Source organism: Exiguobacterium sp. s130, from assembly GCF_018619055.1.
Lineage (GTDB): Bacteria > Bacillota > Bacilli > Exiguobacteriales > Exiguobacteriaceae > Exiguobacterium_A.
The window spans coordinates 25,244-44,713 of the sequence record NZ_JACSNI010000007.1 but is presented as its reverse complement, the minus strand read 5'-3'; the positions used below and the strand labels follow the sequence as shown (position 1 = coordinate 44,713).

Genomic DNA, 19,470 nt, shown 5'->3' with positions numbered 1-19,470 from the left:
GGAAGCGTCCACTGCTTTGAAATTTTGTTATAATAAAAACCATGAAATGAAAGGGGTGCTTGGCTTTGAAACAAACAGCAGACATGTTGACGCTCACACCGCAAGAACTGGATGAGCGATTTGCCTATAGTGGAAATGATTTAGGAGCGACCTTCTCAGAGACAGCGATTCACGTGCGCTTGTGGGCGCCGACAGCAGAACGTGTCGTGATTCGTCTCTACAAGACACTACGCGCACGAAAAGTCGAAGAGGTCGAGATGGTGGCAGGCGAACGGGGAACGTACGTCGTCGAACTCGATCGAGCGACATATGAAGGTTATTTCTATACGTTTCAAGCGAGCATCAACGGACAAAAAGTCGAGGCGGTCGATCCGTATGCGAAAGCCGTCGGAACGAACGGAAAGCGCGGCGCATTAATTGACCCGACCAGTGTGACACCAGAACGATGGATTGAAGAACGTCCATTGTTCCATTCTTCGCAAGACGCAGTTGTCTATGAATTACACGTACGCGATGCAACGAGTCATCCGGCTAGTGGTGTCGTCGCACGTGGGACGTTCGCTGGACTGACGGAAGCTGGGACACGGACACCAAATGGTGGATTGACAGGGCTTGATTATTTAGCAGACCTCGGTGTGACACATGTCCAGTTACTACCGATCTATGATTTTGGCTCGGTCAATGAGACAGCGCCGAACGACCCGGATAACTATAACTGGGGTTATGATCCGGTGAACTACTTTGCGCCGGAAGGTTCGTACTCCTCGAATCCGGATGATCCACGAACGCGGATCCTTGAATTAAAACAATTGGTGCAGGCGTTACATGATCGCGGGATCCGTGTCATCATGGACGTCGTCTTCAATCATACGTATGATGCGGCGACGGTTCCGCTTGGTCAGTTCGTTCCTGGATACTTTTATCGTCAAGAGGCGGATGGGAGTCTCTCAAACGGTAGTTTCTGTGGAAATGATACCGCATCTGAACGTCTGATGATGCGAAAGTTCATTCTTGATTGTGTGACGTACTGGGCGAAAGAATACCATCTCGATGGGTTCCGCTTCGACTTAATGGGACTTCATGATGTTGAGACGATGAATCATGTGCGCCATGCACTTGACCGGATTGATCCGTCGATTCTGATCATCGGTGAAGGCTGGGATCTCGATACGCCACTTGATCCGGAAGAAAAAGCGAACTATTTCAACGCACCGAAGATGCCAGGGATCGCTCATTTCAACAACGGCTTACGGGACGGGGTCAAAGGCGACGTCCAAACGCCAGAAGACCGTGGTTTCATCAGTGGTGCATTTGACCGGACGAGTGAAGTCAAACGGGGAATCGCTGGTAACGTCTCTTCGCAAGGATTTGCCGATGAGCCGAATCAAGTCGTCTCGTACGTCGAGGCTCATGATGATTTGACGATTTGGGATAAATTAACGGTGTCTCGTCCAGAAGACACGGAAGAGATTCGTCGGAAACGGCAAATGCTTGCAAATGCGATCATTTTGACGGGACAAGGCATTCCTTTCCTCCATGCCGGACAAGAGTTCTTCCGGACGAAAGACGGTATTCGTGACAGTTTCAATGCCGGAGAGGTCGTGAATCGTCTCGACTATGAACGGGCAGAAACAGAGCGTCCAGCAGTCGAGTACGTCAAAGGATTGATTGCCCTTCGTCGTCAGTATCCGATGTTCCGTCTCGCAAACGCGGCGATGATCAAAAAACATCTTCGTTTCCTTGAAGAAGAGGAAGGTGTCATTGCCTTTGAACTGAAGCGAACATATGAAGGATACGTCGAACGGCAGCGTGTCTATCACAATGCGACGGAAAAAGATATCACGATTGAATTGCCAAATGGTGAATTCGAGGTGTTGGTTGAGTCGGGTGCCGTTAAATTACACGCACCACGATTGCACGAAGAAAAACAGTTAGTCGTTCCAGCATTGACGACTACGGTTATTGCGGAACGAAAAGCAGATTACAAGAAATACGCGGTAGCAGGTGGTGCAGCACTGACAATCATCGGATTGTTGTACGCAGCGAACAAGCGTCGAAAGAAAACCGATTAAATGGAGAAGGATGAAGCACTAAATGGCTTCGTCCTTCTTTTGTGCGCGGATGATAGTCCGATGTCAGCCTGTCATGCAATTGACTTACAAAAATCATTGAAAGATTGTTTGAACATACATCTTTCGGGAACAATTCATATGTAGTATTTTAAATGTTGTTTTGACGTGAAAGGATGTACGTTGTATGTTCGGTTTCGGTGATTTATGGAAATTCTTTTTGTCGTTCTTTTTACTATTGCCTATCGTGACATTGATTCATGAGATGGGACATTACTTTTTTGCCCGATTATTCGGCGGAAACATGGAGATCAATATCGGTTCAGGAAAGTCGTTGCTTCGTGTTGGTCCGATTCGTTTGAATCGCGTCTATTTTTGGGATGGCTGGTGTCAATATGAGGCACTACGTAAGGAGACGAAATTCGCTAACATTCTGGTTTATGCCGGTGGATCGATTGCAAACGTGGTGAGTATCTTAGCCATCAATGGTCTGATTTACGCCGGTGTGTTCGAAGCATCAATCTTTACCTATCAATTTGCGTATTTTTCGTTTTATTTCGTTTTTTTCTCACTCTTCCCGATCGATCATCCGAACGGTTATCCGAGTGATGGGAAAGCGATCATTAATGTCTTCCGGTACGGTAAATCAGAATACCATCCGCAATCCTAAGGTAAAAAATAAAGCCTCCTTCCATCGTTGGAAAAGAGGCTCTTCACTCAAGATTCCGATTCGCTAGACGAATCAGATTCCTTTTTCGCTTGTTCCTGCTCGAGTTCGACGAGCTTTTGAATCAAGATATGGCGTGGCATATGCATTAGTTGTTCAAGTGGTACGTTCAGACGTTTCGAGAGTTCGACAGCTGTCTCTGCGGATAATTGTAAAGGTTTCATCGTGTTCGTCCTCCTTCTTCCATGAAGTTAGTATAACAGGAGGTGCAAGCTGAGCGCATCAATAGTAGCGAGAAACGGAGAAGGTTGATACCGTATGAAGTAGGAAGTGATGCATATGTATAAACCTGCTGCAGAGCTGTTACTCCATGAATCCGTCTCACTGTTTGATCGCATCGGGGAGGATTTGCTTCTTTTTCGAGATCGCCACGGATTTATGAAATGTGATGCGGATTTAAGACCACTGTGGGAAACAGCATGTGCGTATGTTCCATTCTCCTGGTACATTGAGCCAGGCGGTGGACGATTGTTCATCGTATTTGAAGAGTCAGCTTATTTTGGTTTATTGGATTTAGAGCAAGGGCATTTAAATTACATTAAGCGACCCGCTGCTTTTTCCGAAGCATGGTTCAGTAATTTATTCTTGTGGCAAGATGATGAAATCTTCCTATACACGGCAGAAACGGACGTCGTCTGTGTGAACGTTCAAACAGGGGACTGGCGGTACTCAAACTATGAAGAGGCGCCGCTGTTCGGACGATTAGTTGAGCGAGGATATGATACACGTTTGACGTTCGAGCGATTCATCGCACCTACGACGATCATCTCCTATGATGATCTACAAGAACGATATGTGATTTGGGATGCCGCGACGAATCTGGAATCGGTCATTCCTTTTTCGGATTACGCGGAGTATTCACTCGTTGACCACCGGCACCAATTGTTTTCGATCACCGATTCCTCTCGGTTTTACTTGTATGAGAAGAGTCAGCTGAAATATAAGTTCGAGGGATGCTACTCCTCCGTTTTACTCAAAAGTGTGTTACTCGATGAAGAGGCGCGGCGTCTTGCGATCGTGTCGACATCGACTACATTCGGCAACACATGGGTTCAAATTTTTCAAAAGACGTAATGAAACATCCTTTTCGCTTTTCAGCAAGAAGGATGTTTTTTGTACGTTTATACAGGAAGGAGACGCATCATGGAACGGCTTGGTCATCTGATTAGTGCGTATTTTCGAGAAGTGTTGATCGTTTGGGGGCTTCTACTCGTCGTGCTTGGTTATTTTGCATATCAATTACCCGATCGTCTAGAAGGAAATGGATTTACACGTGACGGTGATTTTCAACGTGTCGAAACGGTGCTCGATCAAGATTTCGGTCAGGATCCACATACGATCATCGTCCTATTTGAGAATCAAGAGAATCTACGACAAACGATGGTACAACATGTCGAGCGCTTCCGTGACATCAAAGGAGTCGGGAATGTCATTGGTCCCGTCGAAAATCCGCGAGCGATGCGGGACGATAAGGGATACGTGACAGTCGGTGTACCAACACTTGATGCGAAATGGGCAACAGCGGTCACACGTCAACTGGATGGTACCGGGACGATTCGGCTAACGGGTGAACCGGTCGTCGTTGATGATTTGAATACAGCGTCCAAAAATGACCTCATCCGAGCTGAGTTAATCGGAATTCCGGCAGCATTGATCGTCTTACTACTCGTTTTCGGTACACCCGTTGCCGCCATCTTACCCTTGATCATGGGACTCGTCACTTTTGTTTTTGGAGCCGGTATTCTTTATTTCGTTGCCGGACAACAAGAGTTATCGATCTTCGTCTTGAATGCGGTCGCAATGATTTCGCTGGCACTCGGCATTGATTTTTCGTTGTTATACGTTAATCGGTTCCGTGAAGAACGGCAGGACGGACAAGGGATTCGGTCGGCAGCGATTCGTTCGGTCGAGACGGCAGGACGCTCGATTTTATTTTCCGGAATCTGTGTATTCGTCGGACTTGCCGGATTGTTGTTGATTGATGTTGATGTCTTCCGCGCTGTCGCAATCGGGACACTCGTTTCGGTACTCGGGGCGGTTGTCAGTGCGTTGACATTATTACCGGCACTATTAATCGTTTTCGGGAAGGTACTAGAAAAAGGACGACTTTTCCGGCAACGAGCAGGTCGTGGAGAAGATCGTTGGCGCCGCCTCGCACGTTTCGTCATGAAGCGCCCTGTCACAGTGACGATTCTATCTTTATTACTTCTTTTACCTTGTTTATTTCCGTTACGGGACTTGACGTTGAACATTCCGCAAGCAACTGCCTTGCCGGAATCCTATCCGTCGCGTCTCGCCTTTGAGTCGTGGGAAAAAACATTCGGGAACGATGGAACGGACGCCGTTCTCATCTTATCTGCGGATGCTTCCTCAGAGGTGGGACGAGAAAAAATCGAAGATGTGACGATTCGACTCGAATCAGATTCAGAAGTGCGTTCCGTCGTGTCCGCCGCAACGATCGCGGAACAGCAACAGGTTCCGCTCGAGCAGTTACTCGCTGTTTCGGCTGGGCGCGATGCACTGAAGCCGTTTCTATCAGAGAACGATCAAGCACGGATCAACGTCAATTTAAAAGGAGATCCCGGCGATGCTACGTCGCAAGACTGGGTACGAAAGGTGCAGGCGGACGGTTACCTTGTCGGGGGACCAGCAGCCTTCAATCAGGAAATTTATGATGCCATTGAATCGAAACTTCCACTGGCTGTCGGTGTCGTCGTCTTGGCGACATTCATCATTCTGCTAATCGCGTTCCGATCCATCTTGATTCCAATCAAGGCGATTCTGATGAATTTGCTCAGTTTAGGAGCAACGTTTGGATTACTCGTCGTCTTGTTCGAGTCCGGCGCAGTTCTTCCGCAGGAGACGATCGGCATTCTAACACCGGTCTTCATCTTCTCACTCGTCTTCGGCTTATCGATGGATTATGAAGTGTTCCTCGTCTCGCGAATGGAAGAATATTATGACGAGACGGGCGACAACGATCATGCGACCGAGATGGGACTGGCGAAGACGAGTAAAATCATTACGTCCGCTGCCTTGATCATGATCGTCGTCACTGGTGCGTTTGCCTTTACAGGTGTTAGTCCGATCAAACAACTTGGCGTCGGTATCGCGCTTGCAATTTTTATTGATGCTACGATTGTCCGGATGCTCCTTGTTCCCGCACTGATGAAGCTATTTGGTCACTGGAACTGGTGGTGGCCGGGGGGGGCGTCGTAAAGCGATCCGCAAGTGACACATCGCCTAAGCACATCAGTAGCTATTCAGAGGAAGACGAGCGTATACTGTCGATATTCAATTCAAGAAATTAGAGGAGGCACTTCACTCATGGCAACTCAAGCAATGTTTGAACCATTTACACTACCAAACGGTGTGACGCTGAAAAACCGCGTCTTGATGGCACCGATGACGAACTATGCGGCACAAGAGAACGGCGAAGTATCGGATGCGGAACTCGCGTACTACGCAGAACGTTCAGGTGGCGTCAGCGCTGTCATTACAGCATGTGCGAACGTCACAGCAGACGGTCAAGGATTCCCGAATGAGTTTGGTGCACATCGTGACGATCTCGTGCCGAGTCTGAAGCGACTCGCGAAAACGATTCAAGATAAAGGCGCAAAAGCGATCTTACAAATCTTCCACGCTGGTCGTATGGCACCACCAGAACTCGTCGGTGGGCAAACGGTCAGTGCAAGTGCTATTGCACCCGTGCGTGAAGGTGCGATGACACCACGTGCGTTAGAGGCAGAAGAAGTCGAAGCAATCATCGAAGCATTCGGTCAAGCGACACGCCGTGCGATGGAAGCCGGATTTGATGGTGTTGAGATTCACGGTGCAAACACGTACTTGATCCAACAATTCTTCTCACCACACTCAAATCGTCGTGAAGATAAATGGGGCGGTAGCTTAGAAAAACGTCTCGCCTTCCCATTAGCTGTCGTGGATGCAGTCGAAGCTGTCGCGAAACAAGATCCTTCGTTCATCGTCGGATACCGTTTCTCTCCAGAGGAAATTGAAAATCCAGGAATCACACTCGATGATACGATGCGTCTCGTCGATGAGCTGGCGAAAAAAGACCTCGATTACTTGCACGTTTCCGTGATGGACTTCTTCGCAGGTTCAATTCGTGATGAAAATGAAACGACGTCACCAATTACACTCGTTCAAGAACGTGTTGGTGAACAAGTACCTATCATCGGTGTCGGATCGCTTCACACAGCGGACGAAGTAGAACAAGGTTTGGCTGTCGTTCCAATGATCGCTCTTGGTCGTGAACTGATCATGGAACCGAAATGGGTTGAGAAAGTCGAAGCGGGTGACCTTGCGTCAATCCGGACAGAACTTGATCCAGAAGCACAAGCAGAACTCGTCGTTCCAGATGCATTATGGGCAGGTATCACAAGCCGTCCAGGCTGGTTCCCGATCAAACAAGCAAGCAAATAATAGAACAGCATCAAAAAGCACTCTAGATTTCGTGTCTAGAGTGCTTTGAGACTGAAGGTAAAGTGCAATTTTTCTCTAACGAGAAGGATTGCGCTTTTTTGTTCGTCTCGCATCGTTTTCCTGGGACAAGCATCGCGCCGCTTCGCTGTAGGGTCGCTCTTGCTTGTTTTTCCCTAGGAAGCGATGTCGAGTGAACAAAACGCTTCTCGAATCCTTCTTCTAGAAAAAAATAACGCGTTTCACGCCACTCCTACAGGAAAAAGCGCATTATGCGCTGTCAGAGACAAACGAGGCCCGTTTTCCTGCTCGAAGCGGGAAAACTGGCTTGTGTCTCGCCTGAGGAAAGGGCGTGAAGAGACGCGTCATTTTTTGGAGTCATCCCTGTTATCTACAATTTTTTTGTTTATTAATAGGCAACCTGTCCCATCCGAACGCCACAAAACGTATGCAAAGTGACCGGATCCTGTAGGTTCGTTCGCTCCAACATATCGTTTAAGAGTAACGCACAGACGTAGGCATCTTCTTTTGCATCATGGTGCTGGAAAGAGACGTTGAGAAACTCTGCCATCGTATTCAATCGATGGTTCGGCAACCAAGGATACAATTTGCGGGATAATTTGACCGTGCAGCCGTAGGTGAAAGCGGGCATCTGGTACATATCGTATTTTTGAATCGCTTTTTGAAGTGCCCCCATATCAAATGATGCATTGTGAGCAACGATCAGTTGAGCGCCTGCAATCAAATCGTATAAGCCATGGGCTTCCATCGCTTCCGGTAACGTCGGTGCATCAAAGACATCACTCGGACGAATTCCATGGACCCGAATGTTTCCAGCATCGAAGTTCTCTTCTGGGTTGATTAAGACCTGTTTACTCTCCGTGACACGACCGTTCGCGAGAACGGACCAACCAAACGCACAAATGCTTCGGCTATTCCGATTTGCCGTTTCAAAGTCAATCGCTAATGTATACATGCAGCAGGCTCCTTTCTGTCATTCACTAGTAACAGAATACATGTTCGTATTCTGGAAGTCCATCAAAAAAGACCATCTGCAAAGCAGACGATCTTAGATCCATTCCAGTCACTTCGCGGTAGCGACTTTTTGTTCCTCTGCGACGTACTCTTCCGGTTTAAATAACAGAACGCGATCTTTATAGGCGAAGACAAGCGCCGTCAAAACAGCCATTGCATCAGCGATCGGAAAAGCGACCCAGACACCATTGACACCGAAGAACAGGGGCAATATCAAGACGAGTGGAATCGTGTATAACGTTTGGCGCGACAAGGACAAGAATAAAGCGACTTTTGCTTTTGCAAGCGATTGGTACATTCCGTTGACAATCATTTGAATTCCGTAGACGAACGATAAGGCGAATAAGATGCGCATCGCACTCGAGCCTTCCTGTAGAAGTGTCGCCTCTTCTGTGAACAAGCCGACCCAAAAACGAGGGAACAGTTGAATGAGTAACCACAAGCTGATCGATAACGATAAACCGTAGCGGATTGCGAGCTTGATGGCAAGCGACATCCGGCTAAACTGCCGGGATCCGAAATTATATCCGACGATCGGTTGCATCCCTTGCACGATCCCCATGATCGGCATACCGACGAGCGCCATGAACTTATTGATGACCGCAAACGTAGCTAGTTCTGTCGTACCACCGTACCGGACGAGCATATGGTTGACGGTGATGAACAAAATCGATTGGGAGACTTGCATGATGAACGATGATGATCCAATTTGCATCATCCGGAACGTTAATCGGAAATCAGGTTTGAAAGCATTCCGATCGAGTGTTAACCCCGTTTGCCGACGTTTCGTAAAGAAGAATCGGAAAACAAGTGCAGCACCGACGATTTGCGCAACTACTGTCCCGAGTGCAGCACCTTGGATGCCCCAATCAAGACCAAAGATGAACAGCGGTGTCAGGACGATGTTGATGGCAACCGTCGTCAGCATGACGCGCATCTGATAGTTCGCGCGTCCTTCTGCGCGTAACATTGCACTCGACGCCATCGTCAACATGAAGAAAGGAGATCCGATCAAGAGGACGCGTAAGAAATCGATACTGTACGGCATGATCTCATCCGTCGCTCCAAAGAGACGTAGCAACGGTTCGACGAAGATGAAAGCACTGATGATAGCGAGCATACTGATGAAGAAAACAGCCATCAAGACGTTGGCATAAGCACGACTGGAACCATCTATTTGTTTTTGACCGAGTCGTTGTGACGCAATTGCAGCACCACCAATCCCGATCGAGTTGGCGATTGCCATTAATACGAGCTGGACGGGGAAAGCGATTCCGACGGCGGCCACGGCAGCCGTACCGATTCCTTGAGCGACGAAAATCGTATCGATGATATTGTAGAGTGCCGTGACGAGCATCCCGACCATCGCTGGTAAAGAGAGACTAAGTAAAAGCTGATTGACAGGTGCTTCACCCAAACGGGCAGTGTTTTTATTCATGGAAGGAGAACCTCCTATTTTAGACAAGTGGTAAGTAGGGTTTTACTCAGAGTAGTCGCTTCTTTAACGAGATGCAAGAAATCACTCTAGTCAATGTGTTCGTTCTATGAAAAAAGGATGCGCCATGAAGCGCATCCGATGGATCTCGATTTAAGATGGTGTAGGCAGGTAACCTTTCGAATATTCGAAAGCAACGAATAAAATAGCACCGAGCGCCAAATAAGCGAGGAGCGTGATCGTTTGTTGTTTTTTCGGCATCTGATGATACTGAACAGACTCTTCAGCAAGACGAAGTGGTTCAATCCGCTGATCGATTCGTCGCAACAACGCATCGTAGTCGTTCGCAGCATCATATTGATACCGTAACAGATCGTCCGCTTCCTGACGTGCCTCTTCTGGACTCGCTTGTCGCAAATCTTGTAAATCGAGACGAAGCGACCAAGCAATCGGATCGTACGTACTTTCGACCGTTTGTTCTTCCTCCACTTCCGGTGCAAGAGCGACTTCAGCGTTTGCACGTTCCTGCTCCGCCTTTGCCCGTAAGACGCGTTCGCGTGCAGCACGATACAACATTAAGGTCGACCGGTTCGCCTCATATTGTTTCGCGAACTTATACCGTTTCCAAACGGCACTGCCGCCTAAAAAGGCAATCAAGAGCAAAATCAGACTAAAGTGGGTGATACCGTAGGCAATCAAGGCAGCAAGTCCCGCGACCCAGACGATGATCGGAAGTCCCGCAAGAATCCGTCCGCCGTCAAGTGGACTGACGGGAAGTAGGTTGAAGAGATTCAATAGAGCCCCGAGGTGGAAGATGACGAGCCAGAAGTCATTTCCGGTCACAGCATATCCGATCGCAAGCGGAATCAGGGATACGAGACCCGCGAGTGGTCCACCGTACGCGAGAATCGCTTCTTGTTTTGGCGTTCGAAATGTATCCTTGATGCCGATGACGGCTCCCATGAACGGTACGAAAATCGCAGGACCGGTCTTAAAACCGAGTCGTTTAGCGGCGAGTAGATGTCCCATCTCATGAATGAATAGGAGATAAAGCAATCCGACCCCGAACCAAACACCGAATATTTGAGCGTAAAAGAGAAGAGAGATTCCGAACGAAATCAGAGTGCCTCCGAACTTTGAAAATTTCAATAAGGCAAGGATGACCTTTCCTTTCGTCAAGAGAAAGGCGCCGGCAACAGCAAGTCCACCCCAACGTTTTTTAGCCATCGTGAAGTTCCTTCTTTCATCATGTGACGTTCTTCCTTAAGTGTACGACACAATTGTAGAAAAAGTTTCATTCAGACTGCTCGGGGATTAAATAGAAGCAGCTTCCATCTGGCTGACGCGCTTCACTACCTACCTTAAAATGATGTGTCGTCGCAAGTGCAGCAGCAATCGACAATCCGAGTCCACTTCCTGAACGATCGCGTGCTGCATCGAGTCGGTAAAACCGGTCGAATAACCGAGCGCGTTCTTCGTCCGTTAGAGACGTTCCCCGATCAAGGACAGCCAGACGTTCTTTTCGCAGGTGCAATTCTGGTGAAGTGGCATACTTCAGGACATTATCGATATAGATCGTCAAGATACGTAACACCGCTTCGCGATTTGCCCGAATCGTTCCGGAGGCATCAACAGGAATGATCGTCCCTGTCGCGTGATACATCCGATCAGCGAGTTCGCTTCCAAGCTCTGCTAAGTCAATCACTTCGACAGACGTTTCCTCGTAACCGAGACGAGACAATTCGAGCATAGGCTCAATCAAGGTCGTCCGCATCGCATGTGTTTCCTGCAAGATATGTTCAATCGATTCATCGAGTACGTCGGGCTTCGTTTTGCCCCATCGCTTCAATAATTGCGCATACCCTTCGATGACGGTCAGCGGTGTCTTCATCTCATGCGAGACATCGGCGACGAACTGCCGTTGTTGTTCCATCGTTTGATCGACACGCCCAATCATCTGATTGAAGACGCGACCGAGGCGACCGATCTCATCATCACGTTCGGTCTGCACGGTCTCAAGCGTTCCAGAAGACGAGATCCGTTGCATCGTATCATTTAGTTGCCTGAGCGGGCGGAGCGTCTGATACGCAATCCAGAAGCTACTGATGAACGCGATGACGATTCCAACGACCAACACGATGGTGAAGGTCAAGACGAGTGTCGAGACCGTATCATCGACGCTCTCATCTTCGAACAGATAGGCTTGATCCTGATAGACGATGCCGAACCAATCGCCAGACTTAAAAGGTTCATTCGAGCGCGGGATACCGGGGAGGTCATTTGCTTGTACGTCTCCGTTAATAGTAGACGAGTCGTCGCCATCTTCATCGTTTGAGATGACCCAGCGTCCATTTTCGTTCGATAAGACGACAGCATCCTCATGAAGCGTCAGCAATGTCCGGACCGATGAATCATCTTCCATCAATTCCTCTGCCTGTTCCAGTTGGGTATAACGCGATTCAATTAAATGATTTTGGACGACGAGTGTCACGACGATGAACGAAAGGAATAACAAGAGTGTCGTAAAGGCGGTGACGGATAAAGCAAGCTTCGTTCGAAGCTTCATGGGATCGCCTCCCGTAGCACATAACCAACCCCACGAACGGTCTGAATCAAAGCTGGAGGGTGGGCATCGACTTTTTTGCGAAGATAACGGATGTAGACGTCGACGATGTTCGTCTCGCCGAAGTAATCGTACCCCCAGACGCGATTTAGGATTTGTTCACGTGTCAGGACATGTTCCTTGTTTTCTAGTAAATATGTCAGAAGTTCGAACTCACGTGGTGTCAAATCGAGTCGCCCTTCATTGCGAAATGCTTCATGTCGATCAAGATTGAGTACAAGATCGGCGAATTGTAACGTGCGCGGTGCGTTATTAGTTGAAGTCGGAGTGCGTAATAACGCTCGGATCCGAGCAAGGAGTTCCTCCATCTCGAACGGTTTCGTCACATAATCATTCGCACCAAGATCGAGTCCCGCGACTTTATCGTACACTTCTCCACGTGCTGTTAGCATAATGACGGGGACGTGAATACCTTTTCCACGGAGCCTGCGCAACACCTCGAAGCCGCTCAGCTCCGGCATCATCACGTCGAGTAAGACGAGATCAACCGAATGCTCAGCGGCAGCGAGACCATCTTTTCCGTTGGGGGCGACTCGTGTCGCGTACCCGGCATATTGGAGTTCGAGTTCAAGGAGCCGTGCGATTTTCGCGTCGTCCTCAACGATTAAGATGGTGGTTGACATAAACATCCTCCTTTAATGATCATTCATCGATTTCTGTCACTTCGTCTGATGCGTTCAACTCAAGTTTGACGGAACTACCAACTCGGACGTCATCATCTTGTTCCATGTTTGATGCACGAGAGTACGATTTTTGCGCACCATTCTGTTCGATGATGATTTCTTGATTCGTTACTTTAGAGAGTGTACCGCGGATTTCTTGCTCCCGTGCATCGTCACCGTCTTCATCGCGTACATCATTACGATTTTCGTCATCATCTTCCCGATCAAGCTCACGGACTTGACCATCTGCATTCAATTCGATTTTTACGGTATCCCCAGATTTCGCAGCGTCACGTTCCGCACGATCCGCCATCGCGTAGATCGTCTCTTGTCCATCTTGTTCGAGTGTCAATTCACTTTGTGATAGGGCACGAAGGATACCGTATCGTTCATTCGCATCGTCCGATGAATCATTTGAGCGATTGCCATCGTCCTCTCGGTCATTGCGATCATCTGGATCTTCTCGCTCAAGTTCCGTGATTTGCTGATTCGCATTCAGATCGATTTTGACCCAATCCTCTTTTTGCACGGCTTCACGTTCTACTGACGAAGCAAAGTCATACGTCTGAGCGTCACCGTTAACGTCGATCGTCATCGAACGATCTGATAGTTTCTGCAATGTGCCTTCGATTTCTTGATCGTCACGCATTGAAGCAGGAAGCTTTTGCTCGACTTGGCGCGAAGCAGCTTCGACTTTTTGCTCTGCCTGCTGTGAAGTGGTGACCGTCGAGTTGACGAGAGAGTGTCCTGGGCCTGTGAAGAGTAGGAACGCACCAGCTCCTGTTAAGACTGTACCCGTTACGGCAAGTGTAGCGATTCCTTTTTTGAAACGTTTATTTCCTTTATCTGTTCGTTTTTCAGTCATGATGATGTCCTCCCTTGAGTAGTGGCTGTTGTTCTTATACCTAGAATAACCAGACCACGTGAAAGGAAACTGAGGAACAGATTAGAATTTGATGAGAATTAGATCGTCTTGATGATCCGAGCTGGATTTCCACCAACGACGCTGTTTGCCGGTACATCCTTGACGACGACACTACCTGAGGCAATAACTGCATTATCTCCGATCGTCACACCCGGATTGATGACCGCGCGTCCACCGATCCAGACATTGTTCCCGATGACGACTGGTTTTCCTAATTCATAACCGCTATTGCGCTCGACAGGATCGAGTGGGTGGGTCGCGGTATAGATATGTACTCCTGGAGCAAACATGCAGTTGTCGCCGATCGTAATCGGACAAATATCGAGCAAGACACAGTCATAGTTGGCATAAAAACGAGCCCCTAACGTGATATTGTAGCCATAATCACATTTAAAGGTCGGTTCGATGTAAAAGTCGGCTTGCTCCGTCTGAAACAATTGCTGTAAAAGCATCTTTCGCTTGGCACGATCATGGACACTCAATTGATTGAACTCATAGCAGAGCGATTGTGCCCGGATGCGATCAGCCACGAGTTCCGGATCTTGTGCTAAATAGAGTTCCCCTTTAATCATCTTTTCTTTTTCAGTCATCTGATTCACTCCTTCATCGTTATTACTTTCATTAGACTAAATGGCACCGGGTGATGCAACTGATATCCCGTTAAGACACGCGAAAACAGGATAGCCGAAGCTACCCTGTCGAGATTCGATCCTTATGCTAACTCGATTCCACCTGTAACACCATAGATTTGCGCTGTGACATAGCTTGCAGCGTCTGAAGCGAGGAAGACATAGACATCGGACAGTTCGACCGGTTGACCACTTCGTTTCAGTGGTGTTTCCTGTCCGAACTCTGGAATGTTCTCGCTTGGCTGACCACCCGAGATTTGAAGCGGTGTCCAAATCGGACCAGGTGCGACGGAGTTGACACGGATTCCTTTTGGCGCGACTTGTTTAGCGAGTCCACGTGTGAAACCGTTAATGGCAAACTTCGTCGAAGCATAATCCAAGAGATTCGCGCTTGGATTATATCCTTGGACAGATGTCGTCGTGATAATCGAAGCACCTTCCTTTAAGAGTGGCAAGGCTGCCTTGACGACCCAGAAGAGGGAAAAGACGTTGATTTCGTATGTCTTGCGTAATTGCTCCGTCGAAAGGTCGAGAATGTTTTCGACAGCTTGTTGTTTACCCGCGACAAGTGCCAAAATGTCGAGTCCACCGAGTGATTCATGTGCTTCTTTGACGAGTTGTCCACAGAACGCTTCATCACTTAAATCACCAGGTAAGAGATATGCTTTTTGTCCCGCTGCTTCAACGAGTGCTTTGACCTCTTCAGCATCCTGTTGTTCTTCCGGTAAGTAGTTAAGGACGATATCAGCCCCTTCACGTGCGTAGGCGATTGCTGCTGCTCGGCCGATGCCGGAGTCGCCACCCGTAATCAGTGCTTTTTTGCCGATCAATTTGCCAGAACCTTTATAACTTTCTTCTCCACAATCGGGAACAGGTTCCATTTTTGCTTGAACCGCTGGAGCGTCCTGATATTGTTTTGGGAAATCGTCATTGAAGTATTGTGTTAACGGATTTTTCGATGCAGCCATGTAAACATTCCCCCTGAAAGTTGGTTTTGATATAGGTTGTATGTTCCCTCAACAGGTCGGATTAAACGTTTTTGATGGTAGTAAATTTGGAAATTGATGGTTTACACTCGAAAAAGAGGAGTGTGAAGAAGATGATTGCTGGACTGTATGAAGCTCATTTACCGGTCAAAGAGCTCGAACGATCGATTGTCTTTTACGAAGAGTTAGGTCTTGAATGTGCGTTCCGAAATGAACGCGTCGCTTTCTTTTGGATCGAGCACGGTAAGAGTTGGTTGGGGCTATGGAAAGCAGGTCAAGCTGAGTTACCGTATCATCCGTCGATTCGCCATGTTGCGTTTCGGATGGAGCATGAAAATATCGACAAAGCACAGGACTGGTTAAAGGAGAGAGGGATTGAAGTTCGATCAGCCTTCGGTGTAGCAGGAGCAAATCAACCGCTCGTTCTCGATAATCATCCACATGCGCACGCAGCAATCTACTTCGAGGATCCAGATGGTAATTCACTCGAATTGATCGCACCGTTACGCTTTGATATGGAGACGATGAACGGAACGATGTCGTATCAGGACTGGCAGCATCTTTATCAGATTGAAACGGAAAAATGAAGAGGTGACTGTAACGTTCAGTCATTGATTACGCATTCAAATCGCAAACTGCATGACGTGTTCTTTTATAGAAAACGGTTCGAAATGAACAAAAAGTGCAATCTTTCTCCTCATAATAGAGAAAAATTGCACTTAATCTATCTTGCAATAAATTTAGACACGAGCTGATTGGCGCTCGCTCATTGCTTGTAGAGCTGCTTGGTTTAGTAAGTTCCACGGTTTGTTGTAGTGCGGTTGGAAGAAGAAATCGACGAAAGCGAGCTCTTCAAGTGTCATGTCATTTTGAATCGCGACAGAAAGTGTGTTCATTGCCTGTGTCAAATCAACTTTTGAGATGATTTGTGCACCGACGACACGATGTGTTGCCGTCTCGAAGACGAGCTTCAATTGGACGTCTTCTGCTGTTGGCATGAACTCTGGACGATACGCATCTGTAACTGTCGTGCTGCTCACTTCAAGTCCGAACAAGGGTGCCGCTTCTTCTGTCAAACCAGTCGACGCGATGTTCAAATCATATAAGCGAAGACCAGATGTGCCTTGTGTTCCTTGGTAACGAATCTTTGGCGCGAGTAAGTTTTTTCCGATGAGCGTACCCATCCGGACAGCATTCGTTGCGAGTGGAATATAGGCATGTGTCCGAGCTGGGTTGTAATAGACGGCACAGCTGTCACCAGCAGCAAAAATGTTCGGGTTGCTCGTCCGCATATAATCGTCAACGATGATGGCACCGTTCGGTAACATATCGACTTGTCCTTTTAAGAGTTCCGTGCTTGGGCGGAAACCGACACAGAGAATGACGAGATCCGTTTCAAATGTGCCTTTATCTGTAACGACGTGTGTGACAGCACCGTTTTCTCCTTTGAAGCTTTGGACGGTTTGTCCAAGTTCAAGACGAATGCCGCGATCTGTTAATTCGCGTTCAATGACGTCAGTGAACGAGCGGTCGAGGTATTTGTTGAGAATGCGATCTGCACTGTCGATGAACGTAACATCTTTTCCGTAGGCTTCAAACGCTTCGACGAGTTCAGCACCGATATAGCCTGCACCAACGACCGTGATCCGCTCTGCATCTGATGCTTTTTCGATGATTGTTTGAGCGTGGTGATAGTTTTTACAGAGCTCGATTTGGTTCAACTCAATACCAGGAAGCATTGGAATGATTGGCCAAGATCCAGTCGTCATGATGAGTTTATCGTACGTATCGTGAACGACTTCACCAGTCATGAGGTTTTTCGCAACGATCGTCTGACGTTCACTATCGATTTCAAGTACATCATGTTTCAGACGCATCTCGGCTCCGAGCTCAGCAAGTTCACTTGGTGACGAGTAAAATAGCGATTCCGCGTGCTTGACGACACCACCGACGTGAAGTGCGATCCCACAAGAGAGAAACGATACATTGTCATTCCGCTCATAAACGGTGATCTCGACATCTTGTTGTGAAGCGAGTTCTTTGACTGCTGCTGTTCCTGCGTGTGTACATCCGATGACTGCTACTTTCATGGGTAAAGTCTCCTTTGTGTTTTGTTTGTGATGTAAATCACATTCATTTGATATACTTAGTGTAATCCTTCACAAGTTCACTTTCAAGTAGTTTGTTCAACATTGAGCATAATCTTGTCTAAATTGTGAATGAGTGAGCAAAAGTGTTTGGATTATGTGAAGAATGCTTAAAACTGTTTTAGTTACTGAAATTCGGGTTATAATGAAAATAGATTTTTAATGAAGGGGTGGAAACCGATGGATACCGAGAGGACCAATCATCTATTCAGCTTACCTGATTTTTAGCAGTACCGGTCAAGACGAACAAGACGGTAATGGCTTATAAAAATCAGGGAGAGCGAAAATAGATGAATACCCAAACGGGACGTATAAAACCTCTCCCACGATGTAAATGGGAGAGGACAATAAAACATGAAACGAATCGCAACCATCTTAACCGGAACGCTGATCATGGCGTTCGGTTACTACACATTGAATGAACAGTTCGGATTAGCAGAAGGCGGCTTTATCGGATTATCGTTGCTCGGTCGATACTTTTTTGATATCAATCCTTCGATCTCGATGATCGTGTTCGATATTCCATTTTTCATTGGCGCTTTGTACTTCAAAGGAAAACGTTTCGTCAGCGAAGCGTTACTTTCAGCAGGTGCGTTATCACTCTTTTACGAGATGTGGCACCGACTTGATTTGTTCCACTTTCCAGAACAGGCTTGGCCAGCGACACTTATCGCAGCGATCGCTAGCGGAATCGTGACCGGATATGGTCTCGGACTTGTTTTGAAAAGTGGAGCAGCGACAGGTGGAGACGATTTACTGTCGATGGGACTCAGTAAACTAACAGGTCTATCGATCGGGACGATTTTGTTCGGACTCGACGCCATCGTGTTAGTGATTTCACTTGTTTATCTGCCACTTAGCTTGACGTTATACACATTACTGGCCGTAGCGATCGCCGGTCGTGTTGTTGCTGTCATGACACGGGAGCCTATCATCGTACCGGCACCTGTCGTAAAGAGAGTGACGCAGTAAAACGGAGAATATCTAAAAAAATTATGTATCGGATTCGACATCGTCGAGTCCGATTTTTCAGGTTCATTAATTAGAAAATAAGTTCAAAGGAGAACGATTAGATGATTCGACAAGCACATGCTTCTGAAGCACAACAGATTGCCCCGTTGATTGAGCAAGCGATTCATGAGATTGCTGAGACATTGACGGGAACGACAGAAAAAGAAGAGGTTCTAGAAAGGCTCGCTTATTTCGTTTCCCAAACCGGAAACCGGCTCAGTCATGAGAACATCCTCGTGAAAATCATCAAGGACGAAGTAGCGGGCATCGTGATCGCTTATGCCGGAACAGAGGCGAAACAACTCGACGAACCAATTAAAGAACAATTGAAACAGTGGACAGGTCAAGACGTCCAGATCGAAGTCGAGACGGAAGGACCGGTCTATTACCTGGATACCTTATCAGTGGATGCGCGTCATGGTGGAAAAGGAATTGGTACGGAACTGTTGCAGGCAGCAGCGGAAGTAGGCGAGAAACAGGGACTACAAGCGTTTACGTTAAACGCTGATCAAACGAACGTTGGAGCGCAACGACTGTATCGCCGTCTTGGCTTTAAACCGGTCCGGACGATTGAAATTAGTGGCGGTATCTTTGATTATATGGAACGTCGTTACGATATACAGCAATGAAAAAACCATGTCGATCTCCACAGTGTCATTCGGGAATCGACATGGTTTTTATAGTCATGCCATCATGGCATCTTTAGTTGATACAAATCGCTTGCGCGTCTTCTGATTTGTATCGGGCATCACTCGTAAAGCGGAAGCTTGGTGAAGACATG

Annotated in this window: 18 protein-coding genes; 8 read left to right on the top strand and 10 right to left on the bottom strand. The window is 47.5% G+C overall.

Annotated features, from left to right (window positions below; all coding sequences use genetic code 11):
• The first annotated feature begins 65 nt into the window (after positions 1-65).
• Both pulA and HZS85_RS14525 read left to right on the top strand, forming a co-directional pair.
• Complete coding sequence (pulA, locus tag HZS85_RS14530) at positions 66-2,072, top strand: type I pullulanase (protein WP_251138012.1); 2,007 nt, start codon at positions 66-68, stop codon at positions 2,070-2,072.
• A 184-nt stretch (positions 2,073-2,256) separates the two neighbouring features.
• Complete coding sequence (locus HZS85_RS14525; RefSeq protein WP_035412122.1) at positions 2,257-2,739, top strand: site-2 protease family protein; 483 nt, start codon at positions 2,257-2,259, stop codon at positions 2,737-2,739.
• Between the two features lie 47 nt (positions 2,740-2,786).
• Here HZS85_RS14525 and HZS85_RS14520 read toward each other — a convergent pair whose 3' ends face one another.
• Complete coding sequence (locus tag HZS85_RS14520; protein ID WP_214856652.1) at positions 2,787-2,960, bottom strand: YycC family protein; 174 nt, start codon at positions 2,958-2,960, stop codon at positions 2,787-2,789.
• Between the two features lie 115 nt (positions 2,961-3,075).
• Here HZS85_RS14520 and HZS85_RS14515 point away from each other — a divergent pair, with 115 nt between their 5' ends.
• The 3 genes from HZS85_RS14515 (at position 3,076) to HZS85_RS14505 (ending at position 7,239) form a co-directional block, all read left to right on the top strand.
• The gene (locus HZS85_RS14515) at positions 3,076-3,870 is read left to right on the top strand and encodes a hypothetical protein (protein ID WP_214856650.1); all 795 of its coding nucleotides are present in this window, start codon (positions 3,076-3,078) and stop codon (positions 3,868-3,870) included.
• Between the two features lie 69 nt (positions 3,871-3,939).
• Positions 3,940-6,015: an MMPL family transporter gene (locus HZS85_RS14510; RefSeq protein WP_214856648.1), complete on the top strand. Its 2,076-nt coding sequence runs from the start codon at positions 3,940-3,942 to the stop codon at positions 6,013-6,015.
• 108 nt (positions 6,016-6,123) lie between these two features.
• Entirely contained in the window at positions 6,124-7,239 is a 1,116-nt protein-coding gene (locus HZS85_RS14505) for an NADH-dependent flavin oxidoreductase (RefSeq protein WP_056059882.1), read from the top strand.
• 406 nt (positions 7,240-7,645) lie between these two features.
• Here the strand turns inward: HZS85_RS14505 and HZS85_RS14500 are convergent, their stop codons facing one another.
• The 8 genes from HZS85_RS14500 to HZS85_RS14465 form a co-directional block, all read right to left on the bottom strand.
• Positions 7,646-8,212, bottom strand: coding sequence for a 3'-5' exonuclease (locus HZS85_RS14500; RefSeq protein WP_214856647.1), 567 nt, complete (start codon positions 8,210-8,212; stop codon positions 7,646-7,648).
• 108 nt (positions 8,213-8,320) lie between these two features.
• On the bottom strand, positions 8,321-9,709 hold the full coding sequence (locus tag HZS85_RS14495) for an MATE family efflux transporter (protein ID WP_214856646.1): 1,389 nt from the start codon (positions 9,707-9,709) through the stop codon (positions 8,321-8,323).
• A 150-nt stretch (positions 9,710-9,859) separates the two neighbouring features.
• Complete coding sequence (locus HZS85_RS14490) at positions 9,860-10,933, bottom strand: site-2 protease family protein (RefSeq protein WP_214856645.1); 1,074 nt, start codon at positions 10,931-10,933, stop codon at positions 9,860-9,862.
• 67 nt (positions 10,934-11,000) lie between these two features.
• Positions 11,001-12,272: a HAMP domain-containing sensor histidine kinase gene (locus HZS85_RS14485; protein ID WP_214856644.1), complete on the bottom strand. Its 1,272-nt coding sequence runs from the start codon at positions 12,270-12,272 to the stop codon at positions 11,001-11,003.
• Entirely contained in the window at positions 12,269-12,952 is a 684-nt protein-coding gene (locus HZS85_RS14480) for a response regulator transcription factor (protein ID WP_214856643.1), read from the bottom strand. The genes HZS85_RS14485 and HZS85_RS14480 overlap by 4 nt, the downstream gene beginning before the upstream one ends.
• Positions 12,953-12,971: 19 nt before the next feature.
• A complete protein-coding gene (locus tag HZS85_RS14475; protein ID WP_251138011.1) occupies positions 12,972-13,856 on the bottom strand; it encodes a hypothetical protein in 885 nt (294 codons plus the stop codon).
• A 98-nt stretch (positions 13,857-13,954) separates the two neighbouring features.
• A complete protein-coding gene (locus HZS85_RS14470) occupies positions 13,955-14,506 on the bottom strand; it encodes a maltose acetyltransferase domain-containing protein (RefSeq protein ID WP_214856642.1) in 552 nt (183 codons plus the stop codon).
• A 122-nt stretch (positions 14,507-14,628) separates the two neighbouring features.
• A complete protein-coding gene (locus HZS85_RS14465) occupies positions 14,629-15,513 on the bottom strand; it encodes an SDR family oxidoreductase (protein ID WP_214856640.1) in 885 nt (294 codons plus the stop codon).
• A gap of 131 nt (positions 15,514-15,644) precedes the next feature.
• On the opposite strand from HZS85_RS14465, the gene HZS85_RS14460 reads away from it, so the two are divergent.
• Positions 15,645-16,118, top strand: a complete 474-nt coding sequence (locus HZS85_RS14460) for a VOC family protein (protein WP_035412154.1) — start codon at positions 15,645-15,647, stop codon at positions 16,116-16,118.
• 153 nt (positions 16,119-16,271) lie between these two features.
• Here HZS85_RS14460 and HZS85_RS14455 read toward each other — a convergent pair whose 3' ends face one another.
• The gene (locus tag HZS85_RS14455; RefSeq protein WP_214856639.1) at positions 16,272-17,621 is read right to left on the bottom strand and encodes an FAD-dependent oxidoreductase; all 1,350 of its coding nucleotides are present in this window, start codon (positions 17,619-17,621) and stop codon (positions 16,272-16,274) included.
• A 411-nt stretch (positions 17,622-18,032) separates the two neighbouring features.
• Between HZS85_RS14455 and HZS85_RS14450 the strand changes: the two genes are divergently transcribed.
• Together HZS85_RS14450 and HZS85_RS14445 are read left to right on the top strand one after the other, a co-directional pair.
• Complete coding sequence (locus tag HZS85_RS14450; protein WP_214856638.1) at positions 18,033-18,650, top strand: YitT family protein; 618 nt, start codon at positions 18,033-18,035, stop codon at positions 18,648-18,650.
• 101 nt (positions 18,651-18,751) lie between these two features.
• Positions 18,752-19,318 carry a GNAT family N-acetyltransferase gene (locus HZS85_RS14445; RefSeq protein ID WP_214856637.1) on the top strand — a complete coding sequence of 189 codons (567 nt, stop codon included), beginning with the start codon at positions 18,752-18,754 and terminating at the stop codon, positions 19,316-19,318.
• Positions 19,319-19,470 lie beyond the last annotated feature (152 nt).

What these genes read in the sequence shown, in the direction of transcription:
- HZS85_RS14525 (WP_035412122.1), top strand. Translation starts at nt 2,257, where the DNA reads ATGTTCGGTTTCGGTGATTTATGGAAATTCTTTTTGTCGTTCTTTTTA.
- HZS85_RS14520 (WP_214856652.1), bottom strand. Translation starts at nt 2,960, where the DNA reads ATGAAACCTTTACAATTATCCGCAGAGACAGCTGTCGAACTCTCGAAA.
- HZS85_RS14515 (WP_214856650.1), top strand. Translation starts at nt 3,076, where the DNA reads ATGTATAAACCTGCTGCAGAGCTGTTACTCCATGAATCCGTCTCACTG.
- HZS85_RS14510 (WP_214856648.1), top strand. Translation starts at nt 3,940, where the DNA reads ATGGAACGGCTTGGTCATCTGATTAGTGCGTATTTTCGAGAAGTGTTG.
- HZS85_RS14505 (WP_056059882.1), top strand. Translation starts at nt 6,124, where the DNA reads ATGGCAACTCAAGCAATGTTTGAACCATTTACACTACCAAACGGTGTG.
- HZS85_RS14500 (WP_214856647.1), bottom strand. Translation starts at nt 8,212, where the DNA reads ATGTATACATTAGCGATTGACTTTGAAACGGCAAATCGGAATAGCCGA.
- HZS85_RS14495 (WP_214856646.1), bottom strand. Translation starts at nt 9,709, where the DNA reads ATGAATAAAAACACTGCCCGTTTGGGTGAAGCACCTGTCAATCAGCTT.
- HZS85_RS14490 (WP_214856645.1), bottom strand. Translation starts at nt 10,933, where the DNA reads ATGGCTAAAAAACGTTGGGGTGGACTTGCTGTTGCCGGCGCCTTTCTC.
- HZS85_RS14485 (WP_214856644.1), bottom strand. Translation starts at nt 12,272, where the DNA reads ATGAAGCTTCGAACGAAGCTTGCTTTATCCGTCACCGCCTTTACGACA.
- HZS85_RS14480 (WP_214856643.1), bottom strand. Translation starts at nt 12,952, where the DNA reads ATGTCAACCACCATCTTAATCGTTGAGGACGACGCGAAAATCGCACGG.
- HZS85_RS14475 (WP_251138011.1), bottom strand. Translation starts at nt 13,856, where the DNA reads ATGACTGAAAAACGAACAGATAAAGGAAATAAACGTTTCAAAAAAGGA.
- HZS85_RS14470 (WP_214856642.1), bottom strand. Translation starts at nt 14,506, where the DNA reads ATGACTGAAAAAGAAAAGATGATTAAAGGGGAACTCTATTTAGCACAA.
- HZS85_RS14465 (WP_214856640.1), bottom strand. Translation starts at nt 15,513, where the DNA reads ATGGCTGCATCGAAAAATCCGTTAACACAATACTTCAATGACGATTTC.
- HZS85_RS14460 (WP_035412154.1), top strand. Translation starts at nt 15,645, where the DNA reads ATGATTGCTGGACTGTATGAAGCTCATTTACCGGTCAAAGAGCTCGAA.
- HZS85_RS14455 (WP_214856639.1), bottom strand. Translation starts at nt 17,621, where the DNA reads ATGAAAGTAGCAGTCATCGGATGTACACACGCAGGAACAGCAGCAGTC.
- HZS85_RS14450 (WP_214856638.1), top strand. Translation starts at nt 18,033, where the DNA reads ATGAAACGAATCGCAACCATCTTAACCGGAACGCTGATCATGGCGTTC.
- HZS85_RS14445 (WP_214856637.1), top strand. Translation starts at nt 18,752, where the DNA reads ATGATTCGACAAGCACATGCTTCTGAAGCACAACAGATTGCCCCGTTG.